We start from the raw sequence: 17651 nt of genomic DNA, 5'->3' as shown, positions 1-17651 counted from the left end.
AGTTTCTCGAAAGTATGAGAAAAATAAGAAAGGAGTAAGTTACTGTAAAACTAAAAATGTAATCAAAAACGAAAAACTTTTACTTAAAGTGAATCATAGATTAACAAATATCCGTAAAAACTATTTAAATCAGACCACATCTGAAATCGTAAATCGAAAACCAAGATTTATTTGTATCGAAGATTTAAACGTTAGTGGAATGATGAAGAATAGACATTTATCCAAAGCGGTTCAGAATCAGGGATTCTTTGAATTCAGAAAACAGCTTGAGTACAAATGTAATAACAATGGTATTCAGCTCATTGTAGCTGATCGGTTTTATCCATCGTCAAAACTTTGTAGTTGTTGTGGAAATATAAAAAAGGATTTGAAATTATCTGACAGAATTTATAAATGTGAATGTGGAAATGTTATAAATAGAGATTTTCAAGCATCACTAAACCTAAAAGTTTATGGAGAAAAATTTGCAAGCTAACAATTAAACGTTAATGCAAATATGTACGGATGCGTTAATTCGGAATTTACGCCTATGGAGAGTACAAGAACTTGTGAGTAGTATCTGTTTCGACAGTACAAAAGCATACTCATTGAAGTAGGAATGAAACATAAAGGTTTATAACTTTTTATAAGTTTTCAGTAACGGAATTGCGATGGAACAATATTCGGTAACCGGGATGAGCTGTGCCGCCTGCAGCAGCAGAGTAGAAAAAGCAGTCAGTAAAGTTCCGGGTGTGACTTCCTGCTCGGTGAGTCTGCTGACAAATTCGATGGGCGTGGAAGGGACGGCAACTTCCGATGCGATCATCTCGGCGGTGGAAGCTGCAGGATATCATGCGGAAAAGAAAGGAACGGGCACAAAGGGAAATCAGGGCAGTGCGGCAAAGGATGATGCACTGCTGAAAGATACGGAAACACCAAAACTGAAAAAAAGGCTGTTTGCTTCGGTTGGTTTTTTACTGGTACTGATGTATTTCTCGATGGGGCATATGATGTGGAACTGGCCTCTGCCATCTTTCTTTGCGGGAAACCATGTGGCGATGGGACTGCTTCAGCTGCTTTTGACGGTCATGATCATGGTCATCAACCAGAAATTCTTTATCAGTGGTTTTAAAGGACTGCTGAATAAATCCCCGAACATGGATACGCTGGTAGCTCTTGGATCCGGAGCATCGTTTCTTTACAGTGTCTATGCACTGTTTGCGATGACGGATGCCCAGGTAAAGGGTGATATGGCAGCTGTCATGGCGTATATGCATGAATTTTATTTCGAATCTGCGGCGATGATCCTGACACTGATCACGGTCGGCAAAATGCTGGAGGCACGTTCGAAAGGAAAGACAACGGATGCACTGAAGAGTCTGATGAAACTGGCACCAAAGACAGCAGTTCTGTTGCAGGATGGTCAGGAAGTGACCGTTTCCATCGAAGAAGTACAGACGGGTGACATTTTTGTGGTGCGTCCGGGTGAAAATATACCGGTGGATGGTATCGTTCTGGAAGGAAACAGTGCAGTAAATGAAGCGGCACTGACCGGTGAGAGTATTCCGGTTGACAAAGCAGAAGGAGATAAAGTTTCTGCGGCAACAGTCAATCAGTCCGGATTTATCAAATGCCGTGCGACCAGAGTCGGAGAAGATACCACGCTTTCACAGATCATTCAGATGGTCAGTGATGCGGCAGCCACAAAGGCACCGATCGCCAAGATCGCAGATAAGGTTTCCGGTGTGTTTGTACCGGCAGTCATCACGACCGCAGTGATCACCTTCATCGTATGGATGCTGGCAGGCCAGACCTTTGGATATGCACTGGCAAGAGCCATTTCCGTTCTGGTTATCAGCTGCCCGTGTGCCCTCGGACTTGCGACCCCGGTTGCGATCATGGTCGGAAATGGTATGGGTGCAAAGCATGGAATCATGTTTAAAACAGCTGTTTCGCTGGAAGAGACCGGAAAAATGCAGATCGTAGCACTCGATAAGACCGGTACGATCACAAGCGGAGAGCCGAAAGTAATCGATATCATTCCGGCGGAAGGCGTAAGCGAAGAGGAGCTGCTTCAGATGGCATTTGCTCTGGAAAAGAAAAGTGAGCATCCGCTGGCAAAAGCGATCCTGCTGGAGGCAGAGCGGCAAAAAGTCAGAGCAGAGGAAGTATCGGATTTTCAGGCACTTCCGGGAAATGGTCTGACAGCCAGTCTTCATGGAAGCCGCCTCTTTGGTGGAAATATGAAATTTATCTCCGAAATCTGCAAAATCTCAGAGAAACAGAAACGCCAGGTGGAAGCACTGGCAGAAGATGGAAAGACGCCGCTGTTTTTTGCAAAAGAAGACCGTTTGCTCGGTGTGATCGCAGTAGCGGATGTGATCAAAGAAGAGAGTGCAAGAGCCGTAAAAGAACTGCAGAACATGGGAATCCGGGTAGTCATGCTGACCGGGGACAATGAGCGGACAGCAAGGGCGATCGGACGGCAGGCAGGCGTTGATGAGGTCATTGCCGGAGTCCTTCCAGAAGGAAAGGAAAGTGTCATCCGCTCTCTGAAAGAAAAAGGAAAGGTTGCCATGGTAGGTGACGGCATCAACGATGCACCGGCCCTGACAAGGGCAGATATGGGAATTGCAATCGGAGCCGGAACGGATATCGCAATCGATGCGGCCGATGTTGTGCTGATGAAGAGTAAGCTGGATGATGTACCGGCAGCGATCCGTTTGAGCCGTGCGACACTGAGAAATATCCATGAAAATCTGTTCTGGGCTTTTATTTACAACATCATCGGCATTCCTCTGGCAGCCGGAATCTGGATCCCGGTCTTTGGATGGCAGTTAAACCCGATGTTCGGGGCAGCAGCCATGAGCCTTTCAAGCTTCTGCGTGGTAACAAATGCACTGCGTCTGAATTTCTTCGGAATGTACGATGCAAAAAAAGATAAAAAAATAAAAAATCAGGTTACGTTACAGACTGTGAATGCAAAATCACAGATGCAAAATAAATCAAAGGAAAAGGAGAATCATACTATGGAAAAAACAATGGAAATCAAAGGAATGATGTGTGGACACTGCGAGGCAACCGTAAAGAAAGCACTGGAGGCACTGCCACAGGTAGACGAAGCAGTCGTCAGCCACGAAAAAGGAACTGCAGTTGTAAAACTGAATGCAGAGATCGCAGATGAGACACTGAAAAAGACCGTAGAGGATAAAGACTATCAGGTAGTGTCTGTAAAATAAGGCATAACGCATCTGTCTGCAATATTTGCCGCATGGCTGAACGGCTGCAAACTTTACAAAAACCATATAAAAGTTTGCTTTACAATTAAAGAAAAAGGAATTATAATGGTTGAGGGTCTGTAAAGCCCTCAACTTTTTTCTTAAATTTCAGTACAAAGGCAGGTGAACAGAATGGACAGTTGTGACAGTCATGGGCGAAGTAGAAGCATAGGATGGGAAGTGAGCAGCAGTCCGTTCTGTCTGGTTTTCTGATTTCTTATCCTATTTTCCGACTCCCCTGGACCGTTATGAAAGTTCAGTCATGTGCAGAAAATCATTTACAGTTTTGTTTTTCTGTATTTTTGTGTGGCTGAACGGTTACGAAAACAGAATAAGGAGGATGAGACATTGGAAAACAAAGATTATACATCAGAGATCCTGGGTATCATCAGAAGCAATGCTTCACCGGGTGTTATGCGGAATCAGCTCGAAGATTACCATGAGAATGACCTGGCAGAGGTGTTCCCGGATCTTACCATTGTAGAAAGAAGAAAGATCTGTCGTATCCTGGATACGGAGATGCTTTCCGATATTTTTGAACATATCGATGAGAAACCGGCAGCGGAGTATCTGGATGAGATGGATGTCAGAAAGGCAGCAAAGATCCTCTCCAGTATGGAGACCGATGCGGTGATCGATGTCCTGAAGATGATACCGAAGGAGAAAAGAGCACTGCTGATCGAGCTGACCGATGCAGATACAAGAGAAGATATCGCTGTGATCGCTTCTTTTGATGATGAAGAGATCGGAAGCAGGATGACGACCAACTTTATCATGATCCGCGAGAATCTTACGGTAAAGCAGGCGATGAGCAGCCTGGTAGAACAGGCAGCAAAGAACGATAATATTTCTACCATTTTCATGGTGACGGAGGATCAGACGTTTTACGGAGCCATGGATTTAAAGGATTTGATCATTGCAAGACAGGATTCTCCACTTGAGGATCTGGTTGTAACTTCTTATCCATATGTATATGGTCATGAGCTGATCGATGACTGTATTGAAAAACTGAAAGATTATTCCGAGGATTCTATCCCGGTATTAAATAATAACAATAAACTACTCGGTGTTATCACATCGCAGAGCATCGTATCACTGGTCGATGATGAGATGGGCGAGGATTATGCGATGTTCGCCGGTCTGACTGCGGAGGAAGATTTAAAAGAGCCTCTGCGTGAGAGTATCAAAAAACGTCTGCCATGGCTGCTCGTTCTGTTAGGTCTTGGTATGCTTGTTTCTTCTGTTGTAGGTATGTTTGAGACGGTAGTAAGCCAGCTGACGATCATCATGGCATTCCAGTCACTGATTCTGGATATGGCAGGTAACGTCGGTACGCAGTCACTGGCTGTAACGATCCGTGTCCTGATGGATGAATCTCTGACCGGCAAACAGAAGTTCCAGCTTGTTTTGAAAGAAATGAAGATCGGATTCTCGAATGGTATGATCCTGGGAACGATATCGTTTGCTCTGGTGGGATTATATATCGCACTGTTTAAAGGCAAGACATTCCTGTTTGCCTATGCGGTGTCTGGATGCATCGGCCTCTCTCTGGTACTGGCGATGGTCGTTTCCGGAGCAGTTGGTACTTGTATCCCGCTGTTTTTCAAGAAGATCCATGTAGACCCGGCCGTTGCGTCCGGCCCGCTGATCACAACGATCAACGACCTTGTCGCAGTTGTGTCTTATTACGGACTGAGCTGGATTCTTCTGATCAATATACTGCATTTGGCAGGCTAAAATAAAAAAGAAAAAAAGACAATTGCACAGCGGCAGTTGTCTTTTTTTGACGGAAGATATCATACCATATCACTATGTTTTGAATGTATTGACAAGTTTTCTGTTTTATGATACCATAATTAAAACCTAGTAAACATATGTGAAATATAAAGATAAGGAGTAGCTATGAAATTATCAATGAAAAGCAGATATGCATTTCGGGCATTGGCAGATCTGTCGATCCATTCCAAATCAGCACATGTGCCTCTGAATGTCCTTGCACAGCGAAATGGGATCTCGCCGCAGTTTCTGGAGCAGGTTTTCGCAAGCCTTCGAAGAGCCGGAATTGTCAGAAGCATCAAAGGACCGCAGGGAGGGTATTATCTGGCCAGACCGGCCGGTGAGATCACCGTCAGCGACATTGTCTATGCGATCGACGGTGATTATTATATAACAGACGAAAAGACAGCCGATCCCTGTAAAGATGAAGAAATATCCGATGTCATCCAGGAGCTGATCATCGATCCGCTGAACCGGCAGACGAAGAAAGTACTTCAGGGTGTCACACTCGAAGATATGGAGGAAGAATATTTAAAGCATAACGAAGAAGAATATATGTATTATATATGATGATGCCCGGGTTAAAAGCCTGAAACGAAACGGAGCAATCTGCAGGCATCCTTATTTTTAAAAGAACAAAATAGCGGTAAAGCTGACATAAAAAGTCGGCTTTACTTTTTTGCGTTTTCCATGTAGAATAACAGCGAAAATAAAAATAACGGCAGAAAAAGAGTTGGGGGAATGGCATGGATTGCAGACCGATCATAGAAAAACTGAGAAAAGAACAGGATGCACAGATGGAGGAGCTTCGGTATCTTCTGGAGCATCTGGATGAAGAATCCAGTGCGTATCTGCGGGCGGCAGCAGCAGAAGAAGCGGTCAGGCACTTTGGCAGAAAGATTTATCTGCGAGGGCTGATCGAGTTTACCAACTACTGCAAAAATGACTGTCTCTACTGCGGTATCCGCAGGGGCAATCAGAATGCAGTGCGTTACCGTCTGACACTTTCACAGATCATGGAGTGCTGTAAGATGGGCTATGAACTGGGCTATCGGACTTTTGTGCTGCAGGGCGGCGAGGATGCTTATTTCAATGATGAACGGATGTGTGAGATCATTCGCTCGATCAAGAAAGAATATCCGGACTGTGCAGTGACGCTCTCACTTGGCGAACGTTCAGAAGAATCTTACCGTGTGATGCACAAAGCCGGGGCAGACCGCTATCTTCTGCGGGAAGAGACATCCGTTCCGGAGCATTATGCGATGCTGCATCCAAAGCAGATGAGCCTGGAAAACCGACTGCACTGCCTTGAAATATTAAAAGAAACCGGTTATCAGACTGGATGTGGATTTATGGTGGGGTCACCGGGCTGGCAATTAGAATATCTGGCACGGGAACTGTGTTATATCAAAAAACTGAGGCCGCATATGATCGGCATCGGACCGTTTATCCCACACAAAGACACGGTATTTGCAAAAGAAACAGGAGGCAGTCTGGATCTGACTTTGAATCTGGTTGCCATGTTGCGGCTGATGAATCCAAACGCTATGATTCCGGCGACAACAGCGGTTGGCACGATCGATCCGAGAGGGCGTGAAAAGGCAATCCTTTCCGGGGCAAATGTCGTGATGCCGAATCTTTCACCGGTATCTGTGCGGAAAAATTATATGCTCTATGACAATAAACTGTGTACCGGGGATGAGGCGGCAGAATGTCGGAAATGTCTTGATGCGAGAATCCGCAGCATCGGCTATGAGATCGTCACAGACCGCGGTGATTACCGGGAATTTTAAAAGACAGGAGAAAAATTTTGGAAAATGTAAAAAGCTGCTCCCTTGCGGAGCTTGAAAATATGGAACAGGAAACGTATCAGCTGCTGGATATCCGAAGCATGGAAGCTTTTGATCATGGACATTTAAAAGATGCCCTTAATATTCCGGCAAATGAGCTGATTGAGCGAAAAGACGAGCTTCAGACAGAAAAAAAGATCATTGTATACTGCCAAAGCGGTGTGATCAGTACCGATCAGGCAGAACTGCTTTCCGGGTTTGGATTTGATGCCTGCAGTCTGGAAGGCGGTTATGATAAATGGCTGCTGAACCATTTTCAGGAGACAGCCAGAAATGCGGATATTGAAAAGAGCATCCGCAAAAAATTCCATAAATCTATTTTCAGCAAATTTACAAAAGCAATCAATGAATATCAGCTTGTCCGGGAAGGAGATAAAATTGCTGTCTGTATTTCCGGCGGAAAGGATTCCATGTTGATGGCAAAACTGTTCCAGGAACTTCAGCGTCATCACAAATTTCCATTTGAAGTGGTCTATCTTGTGATGGACCCGGGCTATAACGAACGCAACCGTCAGATCATCGAGCAGAATGCAAAAATCTTAAACATTCCGCTGACGATTTTTGAAACGAACATTTTTGAAGCAGTTTATAATATTGAAAAATCACCGTGCTATCTCTGTGCAAGAATGCGGCGCGGTCATCTTTACAGCAAAGCAAAAGAGCTTGGATGCAACAAGATTGCACTGGGACATCATTTTGACGATGTGATTGAGACGATCCTGATGGGAATGCTCTACGGCGGTCAGGTGCAGACCATGATGCCGAAGCTTCACAGCATTCATTTTGAGGGCATGGAACTGATCCGCCCACTTTATCTGATCCGGGAAGAGGATATCAAACACTGGAGAGACTATAACAGCCTGCACTTTATTCAGTGTGCATGCAGATTTACAGACACTTGTACGACCTGCAGGCCAAATGGGGAAAGTGCATCGAAGCGTATGGAGATCAAGCATATGATCGCAGAAATGAAAAAGGTCAATCCTTATGTAGAGACCAATATTTTCCGCAGTATTGAGAACGTAAATCTGGACACCGTTGTGGCATATAAGAAAAACGGAGTCAGACATTCATTTTTGGAGGATTATGAATCATGTTAAATCAGTTTTCGAGAACAGAGCTTCTTTATGGAAAAGAGGCAATGGAACGCCTGGCAAATGCGAGAGTTGCAATTTTCGGACTGGGCGGTGTCGGCGGTTATACAGCAGAAGCACTGGCACGAAGCGGAGTCGGTACTTTTGATCTGATCGATGACGATAAAGTCTGCCTGACAAATCTGAACCGTCAGATCATTGCGACCAGAAAAACGGTCGGAAAACAAAAAGTAGAAGTTATGCGTGACCGTATTCTGGAGATCAATCCGCATGCCAGGATCCATCTGCATAACTGCTTTTATCTGCCGGACCAGCGTGATCTGATTGATTTTGCGTCATGCACTTACGTGGTAGATGCCGTTGACACCGTGACGGCAAAAATCGATATTGTCATGGCGGCAAAAGAAGCAGGAGTACCTGTTATCTCCGCAATGGGAGCCGGAAACAAGATCCATCCGGAACTGTTTGAAGTGGCAGATATTTACGAGACATCCGTCTGCCCGCTGGCAAAAGTCATGCGGCGGGAATTAAAGAAACGTAAAGTGGACAGTCTGAAAGTGGTGTATTCCAAAGAGAAGGCACGCACGCCGATCGAAGATATGTCGATCAGCTGCAAGGCACACTGCGTCTGCCCGCCGGGTGTACAGAGAAAGTGTACAGACCGCAGAGCAATCCCGGGAAGTACGGCCTTTACACCGTCTGTCATGGGACTGATCATGGCAGGTGAAATCGTAAATGACATCGCACTTGGCGAAGAAAACAGACGCAAAAAGAAGTGAAAAAGATTATCAATTTTTTCAGCGTTACGTCAGGAGGAATGTATATGTCAACCATTATTATCTGTGCCATTTTAGTTGTGATCTGTTTCTTCGGAATCCGCAGTTCCCTGAAACGTGTTTCAAACGGCTGCTGCGGAACCGGTGATGATGTGAAAAAAGTAAAAGCAGAGGATACCGATGTCTCTCATTATCCATATCATTTTGAAGTGGAAGTGGAGGGTATGACCTGCAGTCAGTGCAAAAAGAGAGTGGAGAATGCTTTTAACGAAAAGAAAGGCTTTTATGCGAAAGTAAATCTGAAACAGAAAAAAGCACAAGTTTACGCAAAAGAGCAGATCAGCACACAGGAGATCCAGGGTATCGTCAGACGCAGCGGTTATGATCCGGGAATCTGCAAAAAGATCGAATCCTTATAAAGTTTATCCATAGACAAATCTATTGATAAAAATTATCAATAATAAAAGAAAAAAATAATAGAAAAACACAAATCAGAGTGATATAATGCAAGGAAATTCAAAAATAAAACAAAACTAGGAGGTACAAAAGAATGTTAAAATGTTTAAAAAATGCAGATTGGAAAAAAACAGGAATTTTTGCAGCAGGTGTTGCTTTTGGTACAGCCGGTATTAAAGCACTGTCCAGCAACGATGCAAAGAAATTTTACACAAATGTTACTGCAGCAGTACTTCGTGCAAAAGAGTGCGTTATGCAGACGGTAACGAAAGTTCAGGAAAATGCAGGTGACATCTACGAAGAAGCAAAACAGATCAACGAAGAGCGTGCGGCAAAAGAAGCTGTTTATGATGATGAAGATTTAAAAGAAGTAGAGGATGAAGTGGAAGCAGAGGCTGAAGAAACAGAAGCGGAAACAGAAGAAACAGCGGCAGAAGAGACAACAGAGGAAACTGCAGAATAGAGGTTTGAGGAAGATTGAAATTCAGAATTAAACACGAGATAAGAGGCAGGATCCGTATCCATATGGAGGCGAAACGCCTGTCTTATAAAGAGGCAGATCTTTTCCAGTATTATCTGGAAGAGCTGCCTCAGGTAACAAAAGCAGTTGTATATGAACGTACCGCAGATGCAGTGATCTGTTATCAGGGAGAACGCAGTACTTTATTAAAGAAGGTAGCTGCCTATCGCTGCAAAGATGTAAAAGTTCCGGATGGCATACTGGAACATTCCGGAAGGGAGCTGAATTCCCAGTATCAGGAAAAACTGGTTAATAAAGTTCTGTTCCATTACGGAAGAAAAGTATTTCTGCCGGCACCGATCGCCGCAGCTTACACCGGTTTCTGCTCAATCAAATACATCTGGAAGGGAATTCAGACACTTGCAAAAGGCAAGATTGAAGTTCCGGTACTGGATGGAACAGCCATCGGAGTTTCTGTACTGCGTGGTGACACGGCGACCGCAGGTTCGATCATGTTCCTGCTTGGCATCGGAGAACTGTTAGAAGAGTGGACGCACAAGAAATCCGTTGATGATCTGGCAAGGACGATGTCACTGAATGTAGATAAAGTATGGATAAAAGAGGCATCCGGCCAGGAAGTACTCGTATCCGCATCCAGGATCAGAGAAAATGATCAGATCGTGGTACATATGGGCAATGTGGTTCCGTTTGACGGAACTGTATCGGATGGAGAGGCGATGCTTAATCAGGCTTCTTTGACGGGAGAGTCTGCACCGGTACGCAAAACAGCCGGGAATACGGTATTTGCAGGAACCGTCGTAGAAGAAGGCGAGATCACGGTTCTTGTCCGCAAAGCAGGCGGATCAAGCCGGTATGAGAAGATCGCAGCCATGATCGAAGAGTCTGAAAAACTGAAATCCGGACTGGAGAGCAAGGCAGAGCATCTGGCAGACAAGCTGGTTCCGTATACACTTGCAGGAACCGCCCTTACCTGGCTCTTTACCAGAAATGTGACCAAGGCTCTCTCAGTGTTGATGGTAGATTTCTCCTGTGCACTGAAACTGGCAATGCCGGTATCCGTTCTTTCTGCGATCCGCGAAGCCGGAAGCTTCAAGATCACGGTCAAGGGAGGTAAATTCCTGGAAGCAGTGGCAGAAGCAGACACAATCGTATTTGACAAGACCGGAACGCTTACCGAGGCGAAACCGATCGTTGCAAAAGTGATCTCCTTTAACGGATACAGTGAAAATGAACTGCTTCGCATCGCAGCCTGCCTGGAGGAGCATTTCCCTCATTCTATGGCAAAAGCAGTGGTAAATGCAGCCAAAGAGCGGCATCTGGATCACGAAGAGATGCATACAAAGGTAGAGTATATCGTGGCACACGGTATTTCTACTACGATCGAAGGCAAAAAAGCTGTGATCGGAAGCCATCACTTCATTTTCGAGGATGAAAAGTGCACGATACCGGAAGGAATGGAAGACAGGTTTGAAAACCTGCCGGAAGAATATTCCCACCTGTATCTGGCAATCCAGAACGAGCTTGCAGCCGTGATCTGCATTGAAGATCCGCTCCGAAAAGAAGCAGCCCAGGTGGTTGAACAGCTGCGTGAAGCAGGACTTTCCAAGATCGTTATGATGACCGGCGACAGTGACCGTACCGCAAAAGCAATCGCAAAACGTGTCGGTGTCGATGAATATTATTCCGAAGTACTTCCGGAAGATAAAGCAAACTTTGTTGAAAGGGAAAAACAGGCAGGACGCAAAGTCATTATGATCGGCGATGGCATCAACGATTCACCGGCACTGTCTGCGGCAGATGTCGGCATTGCGATCAGCGAAGGAGCAGAGATCGCAAGGGAAGTGGCAGATATCACTGTCGGTGCAGACGACCTCAAAGAGATCGTCAAACTCAAGAGACTGAGTGATGCACTGATGCAGCGTATCCGCAGGAACTACCGGATTATCGTCGGATTTAATACCGGACTGATCGTATGCGGCGTGACAGGCGTACTTCCGCCTACGACATCCGCACTGCTACACAATACGTCTACGCTGGTGATCGGACTGCAGAGCATGAAGAATCTGCTGGATGAATCGGAATAAAAGAAACAACAGCTGAAAACAAGAAACAGAATACATGGCAGTTACATTTTCTATATCAAAAGATATAACGGCCACCGTGTTCTGTTTTTTTAGTCGGAGAAGTTCGTAGTATTCGTTATTTTTGAGAAATAAATATTAATAAAAAGTGTTTAATGAGAAAATGTATCAATAAAAACTAAAAAAGTTGTTGACAGCTAATGAACATTAGCATATACTAACTGTGAAGAAAAAGAAAAGGAGCCTGTTTTGAGCTTACTTTTATAAAAAAAGGGAGGTTGCAAATGATGCCTTTAACGATGGTGAACACAGGAGAACCGAGTGTAATCAAAAAGGTCGGTGGCAAAGAAGAAACCAGAAGATTTTTGGAGAAACTTGGATTTGTGCCAGGTGGAACCGTGACAGTTGTTTCTGAAATAGAAGGAAACCTGATCGTGAACGTAAAAGATTCCAGAGTTGCCATTGGCAAAGATATGGCCAACAAGATTATGGTCTGATGCAAAATGCTATCTCCGGAAAAATCAGAAAACAGAAAGGGTAGGCAGAGATGAAAACATTAAGAGAAGTTGCCTGTGGACAGACTGTCACAGTAAAAAAGCTGAGCGGTGCTGGTCCGGTCAAAAGAAGGATCATGGACATGGGAATCACAAAAGGTGTCAGCATTTATGTAAGAAAAGTTGCACCACTTGGTGATCCGATCGAAGTAACCGTTCGCGGCTATGAATTATCTCTTAGAAAAGCAGATGCGGAAATGATTGAAGTAGAATAAATTTTTTTACTCATGGATTAGATAATACTAACATAAATAAGAGATACAAAATATAAATAAGCAAACGCAAATAAAAATAAGCTGTGTAAATCAGCTCTCGGAAAAATGAGCCCGAAGGGTGATCTTTTTTTGGGAAAGAGGAGGAAAGTATGTCAATTAAAATTGCATTGGCAGGAAATCCGAACTGTGGTAAGACTACATTGTTTAACGCACTGACAGGGTCTAACCAGTTCGTGGGAAACTGGCCTGGTGTAACCGTTGAGAAAAAGGAAGGTAAGCTCAAAGGCCATAAAGATGTAACCATTATGGACTTACCTGGTATTTATTCTCTGTCTCCATATACACTGGAGGAAGTGGTTGCCAGAAATTATCTGATCAACGAAAAACCGGATGCGATCATTAATATCGTAGACGGAACCAACATTGAGCGTAACCTGTATCTGTCCACACAGATTCTGGAACTCGGTATTCCGGTGATCATGGCGGTTAACATGATGGATATCGTTGAAAAATCCGGCGATAAGATCTATGTTGACAAACTGAGCAAAAAGATCGGTTGTGAAGTAGTTGAGATTTCCGCACTGAAAGGTACCGGAATCCAGAAAGCAGCAGAAAAAGCTGTCGCTCTGGCACAGAAGAACAAAACTTCCATTCCGGTTCATGAATTTACAAAAGATGCAGAGGACATCATCGAGAGAGTAGAAGACAAACTGGTCGGTGTTGTACCGGATGCACAGAGAAGATTCTTTGCGATCAAACTTCTGGAAAAAGATGATAAGATCCAGGATCAGATGAACACCAGCGTGGATGTATCCAAAGAGATCGCTGAGATGGAAGAAAAATTTGATGATGATACCGAAAGTATTATCACAAACGAGAGATATACTTACATATCTTCTATTATCGGAGAATGCTTAAAGAAAGACAGAAAAGAAAAACTGACTACTTCCGATAAGATTGATAAGATTGTAACAAACCGCTGGCTGGCACTGCCAATCTTTGCTGCAGTTATGTGGCTGGTATACTTTGTGTCGGTAACAACCGTTGGTGACATCGCAACAGGCTGGGCAAACGATGGTGTATTCGGTGATGGATGGCATCTGTTCGGTATCGGAACAGCGTCCTACACAGAAGTTGCAGATGAATACACAGATGCAGAAACGATAGTAAATGGTTTCCTGGATTATGAAAGCGAGCAGGGCGTAGACGTAGAAAGCGTTCAGACAGCTCTGGATTCAGAAGCAGATGATTATGATCCGGCAGCAGCAAAAGCAGCTCTGACAGAGTTTGCAACAACCATTTCTGATGCAGATACAGCAACCTATTCTGTAGTAGATGAAGAGACAATGGCAGACGAAGAAGTAACTTCTACCGGTGCCGATTTCCAGGAAGCAGTAGCAACCATGGATAAATATGATTACACAGCTCCGGATCCGGCAGACTACGGCGTATGGATTCCAGGTATTCCAGTTCTGGTTGAGAATGTACTTGACAAAGTCGGCTGTGCAGAATGGCTGAGAGGTCTGATCCTGGATGGTATCGTAGCAGGTCTTGGTGCGGTTCTCGGATTCGTTCCGCAGATCCTGATCCTGTTCATCTTCCTGGCATTCCTGGAAGGATGCGGATACATGGCACGAGTTGCCTTCATCATGGACCGAGTGTTCCGCAAATTTGGTCTTTCCGGTAAGTCCTTTATCCCAATGCTGATCGGCTCCGGCTGTGGCGTTCCGGGTATCATGGCTTCCCGTACGATTGAAAATGAAAGAGACCGTCGTATGACGATCATGACAACAACCTTTATCCCATGCGGTGCAAAACTTCCGTTTATCGCCATGGTTGCAGGAGCAATCTTCGGTGGAGCATCCTGGGTAGCACCATCTGCATACTTCCTTGGTATCGCAGCGATCATCTGCTCCGGTATCATCCTGAAGAAAACAAAAATGTTTGCAGGTGATCCGGCACCATTTGTTATGGAACTTCCGGCATACCATATGCCGACGATCGGAAGCGTTTTAAGAAGTATGTGGGAACGTGGCTGGTCATTTATCAAAAAAGCTGGTACGATTATCCTGGTATCTACCATCGCTGTATGGTTCACAACTTACTTTGGTGTCATGGACGGCAAATTCCAGATGCTTTCCGAAGACCAGATTGATTACAGTATTCTGGCTACGATCGGTAAAGCAATCTGCTGGATCTTCATTCCACAGGGATGGGGCAACTGGCAGGCAACCGTTGCATCTGTTACAGGTCTGGTTGCAAAAGAGAACATTGTTGGTACACTGGGCATCCTTTACGGAGGCGGAGACGCAAGCGTTTACGCAACCATGGGAGCAGCTTTCACAGCAGTAAGCGGATATTCCTTCTTGGCATTCAACCTGCTGTGTGCACCGTGCTTCGCAGCTATGGGTGCGATCAAACGTGAAATGAACAATACAAAATGGTTCTGGACAGCAGTCGGATATCAGTGCGGTTTTGCATATCTGGTATCTCTGGTTGTAAATCAGATCGGCGGACTGTTCACAGGAGCCGGATTCAGTATCTGGACGATTGTGGCGATCGCAGTTATTGTAGCATTCATTTACCTGCTGGCTCGTCCTTACAAAGAGAGTCAGACTTTGAACGTATCCGTAAAGACATCCAGGGCAAAATAGAGATTTTGCCGAAAGCCTGAAAGGAGGATTTTTTATGGGAACAGTTGTAGTTGGTATTATTGTGGCAGGAGTTGTAGCACTTGCTGTCCGCAGTATGGTACGCGATAAGAAAAACGGAAAATCCATTCAGTGCGGCGGAGACTGTAAGAATTGTGGCGGTCACTGCCATTAAGGGAGGGACGCTTGTGCCACAGAGAGAATATATCATCCGCAAGCTAAAGGAGCGTGGCTGCAGGATTACAAGACAGAGACTGATCATCCTGGATATCATCCTGCAGGAGGACTGCTCCTGCTGCAAGGAAATTTATTACAAAGCTTCCAGACAAGATACAAAGATTGGATTTGCAACGGTTTACCGTATGGTGAATATGTTGGAAGAAATCGGTGCCATCAGCAGAAAGAACATGTACAAAGTGGCATGTGAAGAACTGTGCGAAAATGGCAGCTGTGAAGCAGAAAAGAAAAAAGCTGCAAACAGCTGCATCGTGGAACTGAGTGACCGCACAACGTACTGTCTCTCGGCAGAGAAACTGGACGCAGTATTTCAGGCAGGTCTAAAAGCGTGCGGATATATTGAAGATCAGGAAATAAAAAAAATAGCCTGGAATTCTGACATGTGTTGTGCCAGATAAAGGCGGAAAACGGACTGTTTCAGGATAGTCTTGGCAGTCCGTTTTTTTAAAAATATAAGTTAGTTAAAACTAATTTAAGGTAGTTGAAAGAAGCATCGGAGCAAGGATGTCATAAAACCAATCCTGTGCAAGCACGTCGTGGCTTCAGGCTTTTGACCCTGGCATCTTATAATTTTAAGAAAGATGGAGAGGATAAGAACATGAGTGTAGTGATTATTGGAGGAAACGAAAGAATGGTCTGTCAGTACGCTGACATCTGCAAATGCCATGGCTGCAAAGCAAAAGTCTTTGCAAAAGAGCATGGTTCAGTAAGAAAAAAAATCGGTTGCCCGGATCTTCTGATCCTGTTTACCAACACGGTATCACACAAAATGGTAAACACTGCGATCCAGGAAGCAAAACGGAACAACATTCCGGTTGCAAGGATCCACAGCAGCAGTGCAAGTGCACTGCACTCAGTACTGGAAGAACACTGCGTGGCAATGTAAAAAGGAGGTTTCTCATGCTGGAACGATATCTGATCGAACACTGTTCGCCGACTCTGGCATCGGTGAAGACGGCAAATTTGTTTACCTGGTCTTTTGCACCGGAGGAAATGCCAGAGCAGCAGGTACGGTACTGGAATCAGGAATTACAGGCGAGGGGGATTTCACTTGTTGTCCTGAGAGTACAGAATCAGAAGGCACTGATGTATGTATGTCGCAAACAGAGACTGCAGGAGCGGCTCGATGATCAGGAAGTGCAGAACTTCCTTGGAAAATACGGCTATGTACAGAAAGATGCCGATTATGCATTGCAGAGACTGAAAGAGCGTCTTGCAAAAGCAGAAGGATTCCCACATGAGATTGGTGTGTTCCTTGACTATCCGCTGGAAGATGTGGTTGGTTTTATTGAGAACGCAGGGCAGAATTACAAATGCTCCGGCTGCTGGAAAGTATACTGCAATGAATGTGAAACAAGAAAACTTTTTGCAAAATACAAAAAATGCAGAGAAGTCTATCGAAGACTGTGGAAGCAGGGGCGGGACATCCGTACACTTACTGTCGCGTCATAAGACTGCAAACATGATTTTGCAGCAGATGCTCCGCAGATATTGTTAAAAAATGTCGGAGGGCAAAAGTCCGACAGCATGAAAAATATAAAGAAGAAAGAAGAGGAATAAAACATGAGCAAAGTAGCAGTTGTATATTGGAGTGGAACAGGAAACACAGAGATCATGGCAAATAAAGTAGCAGAAGGTGCAAAAGCAGGCGGAGCAGAAGTAGAAGTATTTGAAGCAGAAGGTTTCTCCGCTGATAAAATGGATGAGTTTGATGCAGTAGCATTCGGATGCCCGTCCATGGGATGCGAAGAACTGGAAGATACCATTTTTGAGCCGATGTTTGCTTCCTGCGAATCCAAACTCCAGGGCAAGAAGATTGCACTGTTTGGTTCTTATGGATGGGGCGATGGAGAATGGATGCAGAACTGGGAAGAAACCTGCAAAAACGACGGTGCGTCCCTTGCATGTGACAGCGTGATCTGCAACGAAACACCGGATGATGAGGCAGAAGCAAACTGCGTCAACCTCGGAAAAGCACTGGCATAAGCAGAAACTGAAATTCATAAAACCGCAATAAGAAAAGAATGAAAACCTTCAGGGCAGATGAAAAAACGGATGCTTTGGAGGTTTTTGTTATGGAGGCAAAACAAAGAACTTTGGCGGAAGTTCCCACAGTTGCGATACCGCTGTTTCCTGTGTTAGAATAATAAGATGATGCCAGGGTCAAAAGGTCTAAATCCACATGAGCTTGCTCATAGGTGGATGAAAGACCTTGGGACCCGC

19 protein-coding genes are annotated in these 17651 nt (G+C 44.7%); 18 read left to right on the top strand and 1 reads right to left on the bottom strand.

The window, feature by feature from the left end:
• The 18 genes from LKD42_RS13575 to LKD42_RS13490 form a co-directional block, all read left to right on the top strand.
• The coding region (locus tag LKD42_RS13575) for an RNA-guided endonuclease InsQ/TnpB family protein (RefSeq protein WP_248836012.1) at positions 1-475 on the top strand (475 nt) is incomplete at its 5' end.
• Between the two features lie 175 nt (positions 476-650).
• On the top strand, positions 651-3218 hold the full coding sequence (locus LKD42_RS13570) for a heavy metal translocating P-type ATPase (RefSeq protein WP_248836011.1): 2568 nt from the start codon (positions 651-653) through the stop codon (positions 3216-3218).
• 387 nt (positions 3219-3605) lie between these two features.
• The gene (gene mgtE / locus LKD42_RS13565) at positions 3606-4994 is read left to right on the top strand and encodes a magnesium transporter (RefSeq protein WP_248836010.1); all 1389 of its coding nucleotides are present in this window, start codon (positions 3606-3608) and stop codon (positions 4992-4994) included.
• A 165-nt stretch (positions 4995-5159) separates the two neighbouring features.
• Complete coding sequence (locus LKD42_RS13560) at positions 5160-5603, top strand: RrF2 family transcriptional regulator (RefSeq protein ID WP_248836009.1); 444 nt, start codon at positions 5160-5162, stop codon at positions 5601-5603.
• 176 nt (positions 5604-5779) lie between these two features.
• Complete coding sequence (gene hydE / locus LKD42_RS13555; protein ID WP_248836008.1) at positions 5780-6826, top strand: [FeFe] hydrogenase H-cluster radical SAM maturase HydE; 1047 nt, start codon at positions 5780-5782, stop codon at positions 6824-6826.
• A gap of 17 nt (positions 6827-6843) precedes the next feature.
• Positions 6844-7983, top strand: coding sequence for a rhodanese-like domain-containing protein (locus tag LKD42_RS13550; RefSeq protein ID WP_330589915.1), 1140 nt, complete (start codon positions 6844-6846; stop codon positions 7981-7983).
• The gene (locus LKD42_RS13545; protein WP_022119017.1) at positions 7977-8756 is read left to right on the top strand and encodes a tRNA threonylcarbamoyladenosine dehydratase; all 780 of its coding nucleotides are present in this window, start codon (positions 7977-7979) and stop codon (positions 8754-8756) included. Before LKD42_RS13550 ends, LKD42_RS13545 begins: the two co-directional genes overlap by 7 nt.
• Before the next feature lie 44 nt (positions 8757-8800).
• Entirely contained in the window at positions 8801-9172 is a 372-nt protein-coding gene (locus LKD42_RS13540; RefSeq protein ID WP_248836007.1) for a heavy-metal-associated domain-containing protein, read from the top strand.
• Positions 9173-9303: 131 nt separating this feature from the next.
• Positions 9304-9672 carry a DUF6110 family protein gene (locus LKD42_RS13535; protein WP_022120019.1) on the top strand — a complete coding sequence of 123 codons (369 nt, stop codon included), beginning with the start codon at positions 9304-9306 and terminating at the stop codon, positions 9670-9672.
• Positions 9673-9686: 14 nt separating this feature from the next.
• Positions 9687-11774: a heavy metal translocating P-type ATPase gene (locus LKD42_RS13530; RefSeq protein ID WP_147631145.1), complete on the top strand. Its 2088-nt coding sequence runs from the start codon at positions 9687-9689 to the stop codon at positions 11772-11774.
• Positions 11775-12055: 281 nt separating this feature from the next.
• Complete coding sequence (locus tag LKD42_RS13525; RefSeq protein ID WP_022120021.1) at positions 12056-12268, top strand: FeoA family protein; 213 nt, start codon at positions 12056-12058, stop codon at positions 12266-12268.
• A gap of 50 nt (positions 12269-12318) precedes the next feature.
• Positions 12319-12540: a FeoA family protein gene (locus tag LKD42_RS13520; RefSeq protein ID WP_022120022.1), complete on the top strand. Its 222-nt coding sequence runs from the start codon at positions 12319-12321 to the stop codon at positions 12538-12540.
• Positions 12541-12689: 149 nt separating this feature from the next.
• Positions 12690-15194, top strand: coding sequence for a ferrous iron transport protein B (gene feoB / locus LKD42_RS13515; RefSeq protein WP_248836006.1), 2505 nt, complete (start codon positions 12690-12692; stop codon positions 15192-15194).
• 34 nt (positions 15195-15228) lie between these two features.
• On the top strand, positions 15229-15366 hold the full coding sequence (locus LKD42_RS13510; protein ID WP_022120024.1) for a FeoB-associated Cys-rich membrane protein: 138 nt from the start codon (positions 15229-15231) through the stop codon (positions 15364-15366).
• 13 nt (positions 15367-15379) lie between these two features.
• On the top strand, positions 15380-15826 hold the full coding sequence (locus LKD42_RS13505) for a Fur family transcriptional regulator (protein WP_173896295.1): 447 nt from the start codon (positions 15380-15382) through the stop codon (positions 15824-15826).
• Between the two features lie 200 nt (positions 15827-16026).
• Positions 16027-16314, top strand: coding sequence for a DUF2325 domain-containing protein (locus LKD42_RS13500; protein WP_022120026.1), 288 nt, complete (start codon positions 16027-16029; stop codon positions 16312-16314).
• A gap of 14 nt (positions 16315-16328) precedes the next feature.
• A complete protein-coding gene (locus tag LKD42_RS13495) occupies positions 16329-16880 on the top strand; it encodes a DUF3793 family protein (protein ID WP_022120027.1) in 552 nt (183 codons plus the stop codon).
• 111 nt (positions 16881-16991) lie between these two features.
• Positions 16992-17414: a flavodoxin gene (locus LKD42_RS13490; protein ID WP_022120028.1), complete on the top strand. Its 423-nt coding sequence runs from the start codon at positions 16992-16994 to the stop codon at positions 17412-17414.
• Here LKD42_RS13490 and LKD42_RS13485 read toward each other — a convergent pair.
• Positions 17389-17651 (bottom strand): hypothetical protein (locus LKD42_RS13485; protein WP_248836005.1); only part of this gene is annotated, 263 nt, incomplete at its 5' end. The genes LKD42_RS13490 and LKD42_RS13485 overlap by 26 nt on opposite strands.

It is taken from the genome of Hominisplanchenecus faecis (genome assembly GCF_020687205.1).
GTDB lineage: Bacteria > Bacillota > Clostridia > Lachnospirales > Lachnospiraceae > Hominisplanchenecus > Hominisplanchenecus faecis.
The sequence above is the reverse complement of the archived record's forward strand: the minus strand, read 5'-3'. Positions and strand labels throughout refer to the sequence as shown.

What these genes read in the sequence shown, in the direction of transcription:
- LKD42_RS13570 (WP_248836011.1), top strand. Translation starts at nt 651, where the DNA reads ATGGAACAATATTCGGTAACCGGGATGAGCTGTGCCGCCTGCAGCAGC.
- LKD42_RS13560 (WP_248836009.1), top strand. Translation starts at nt 5,160, where the DNA reads ATGAAATTATCAATGAAAAGCAGATATGCATTTCGGGCATTGGCAGAT.
- hydE (WP_248836008.1), top strand. Translation starts at nt 5,780, where the DNA reads ATGGATTGCAGACCGATCATAGAAAAACTGAGAAAAGAACAGGATGCA.
- LKD42_RS13545 (WP_022119017.1), top strand. Translation starts at nt 7,977, where the DNA reads ATGTTAAATCAGTTTTCGAGAACAGAGCTTCTTTATGGAAAAGAGGCA.
- LKD42_RS13540 (WP_248836007.1), top strand. Translation starts at nt 8,801, where the DNA reads ATGTCAACCATTATTATCTGTGCCATTTTAGTTGTGATCTGTTTCTTC.
- LKD42_RS13535 (WP_022120019.1), top strand. Translation starts at nt 9,304, where the DNA reads ATGTTAAAATGTTTAAAAAATGCAGATTGGAAAAAAACAGGAATTTTT.
- LKD42_RS13525 (WP_022120021.1), top strand. Translation starts at nt 12,056, where the DNA reads ATGATGCCTTTAACGATGGTGAACACAGGAGAACCGAGTGTAATCAAA.
- LKD42_RS13520 (WP_022120022.1), top strand. Translation starts at nt 12,319, where the DNA reads ATGAAAACATTAAGAGAAGTTGCCTGTGGACAGACTGTCACAGTAAAA.
- feoB (WP_248836006.1), top strand. Translation starts at nt 12,690, where the DNA reads ATGTCAATTAAAATTGCATTGGCAGGAAATCCGAACTGTGGTAAGACT.
- LKD42_RS13510 (WP_022120024.1), top strand. Translation starts at nt 15,229, where the DNA reads ATGGGAACAGTTGTAGTTGGTATTATTGTGGCAGGAGTTGTAGCACTT.
- LKD42_RS13500 (WP_022120026.1), top strand. Translation starts at nt 16,027, where the DNA reads ATGAGTGTAGTGATTATTGGAGGAAACGAAAGAATGGTCTGTCAGTAC.
- LKD42_RS13495 (WP_022120027.1), top strand. Translation starts at nt 16,329, where the DNA reads ATGCTGGAACGATATCTGATCGAACACTGTTCGCCGACTCTGGCATCG.
- LKD42_RS13490 (WP_022120028.1), top strand. Translation starts at nt 16,992, where the DNA reads ATGAGCAAAGTAGCAGTTGTATATTGGAGTGGAACAGGAAACACAGAG.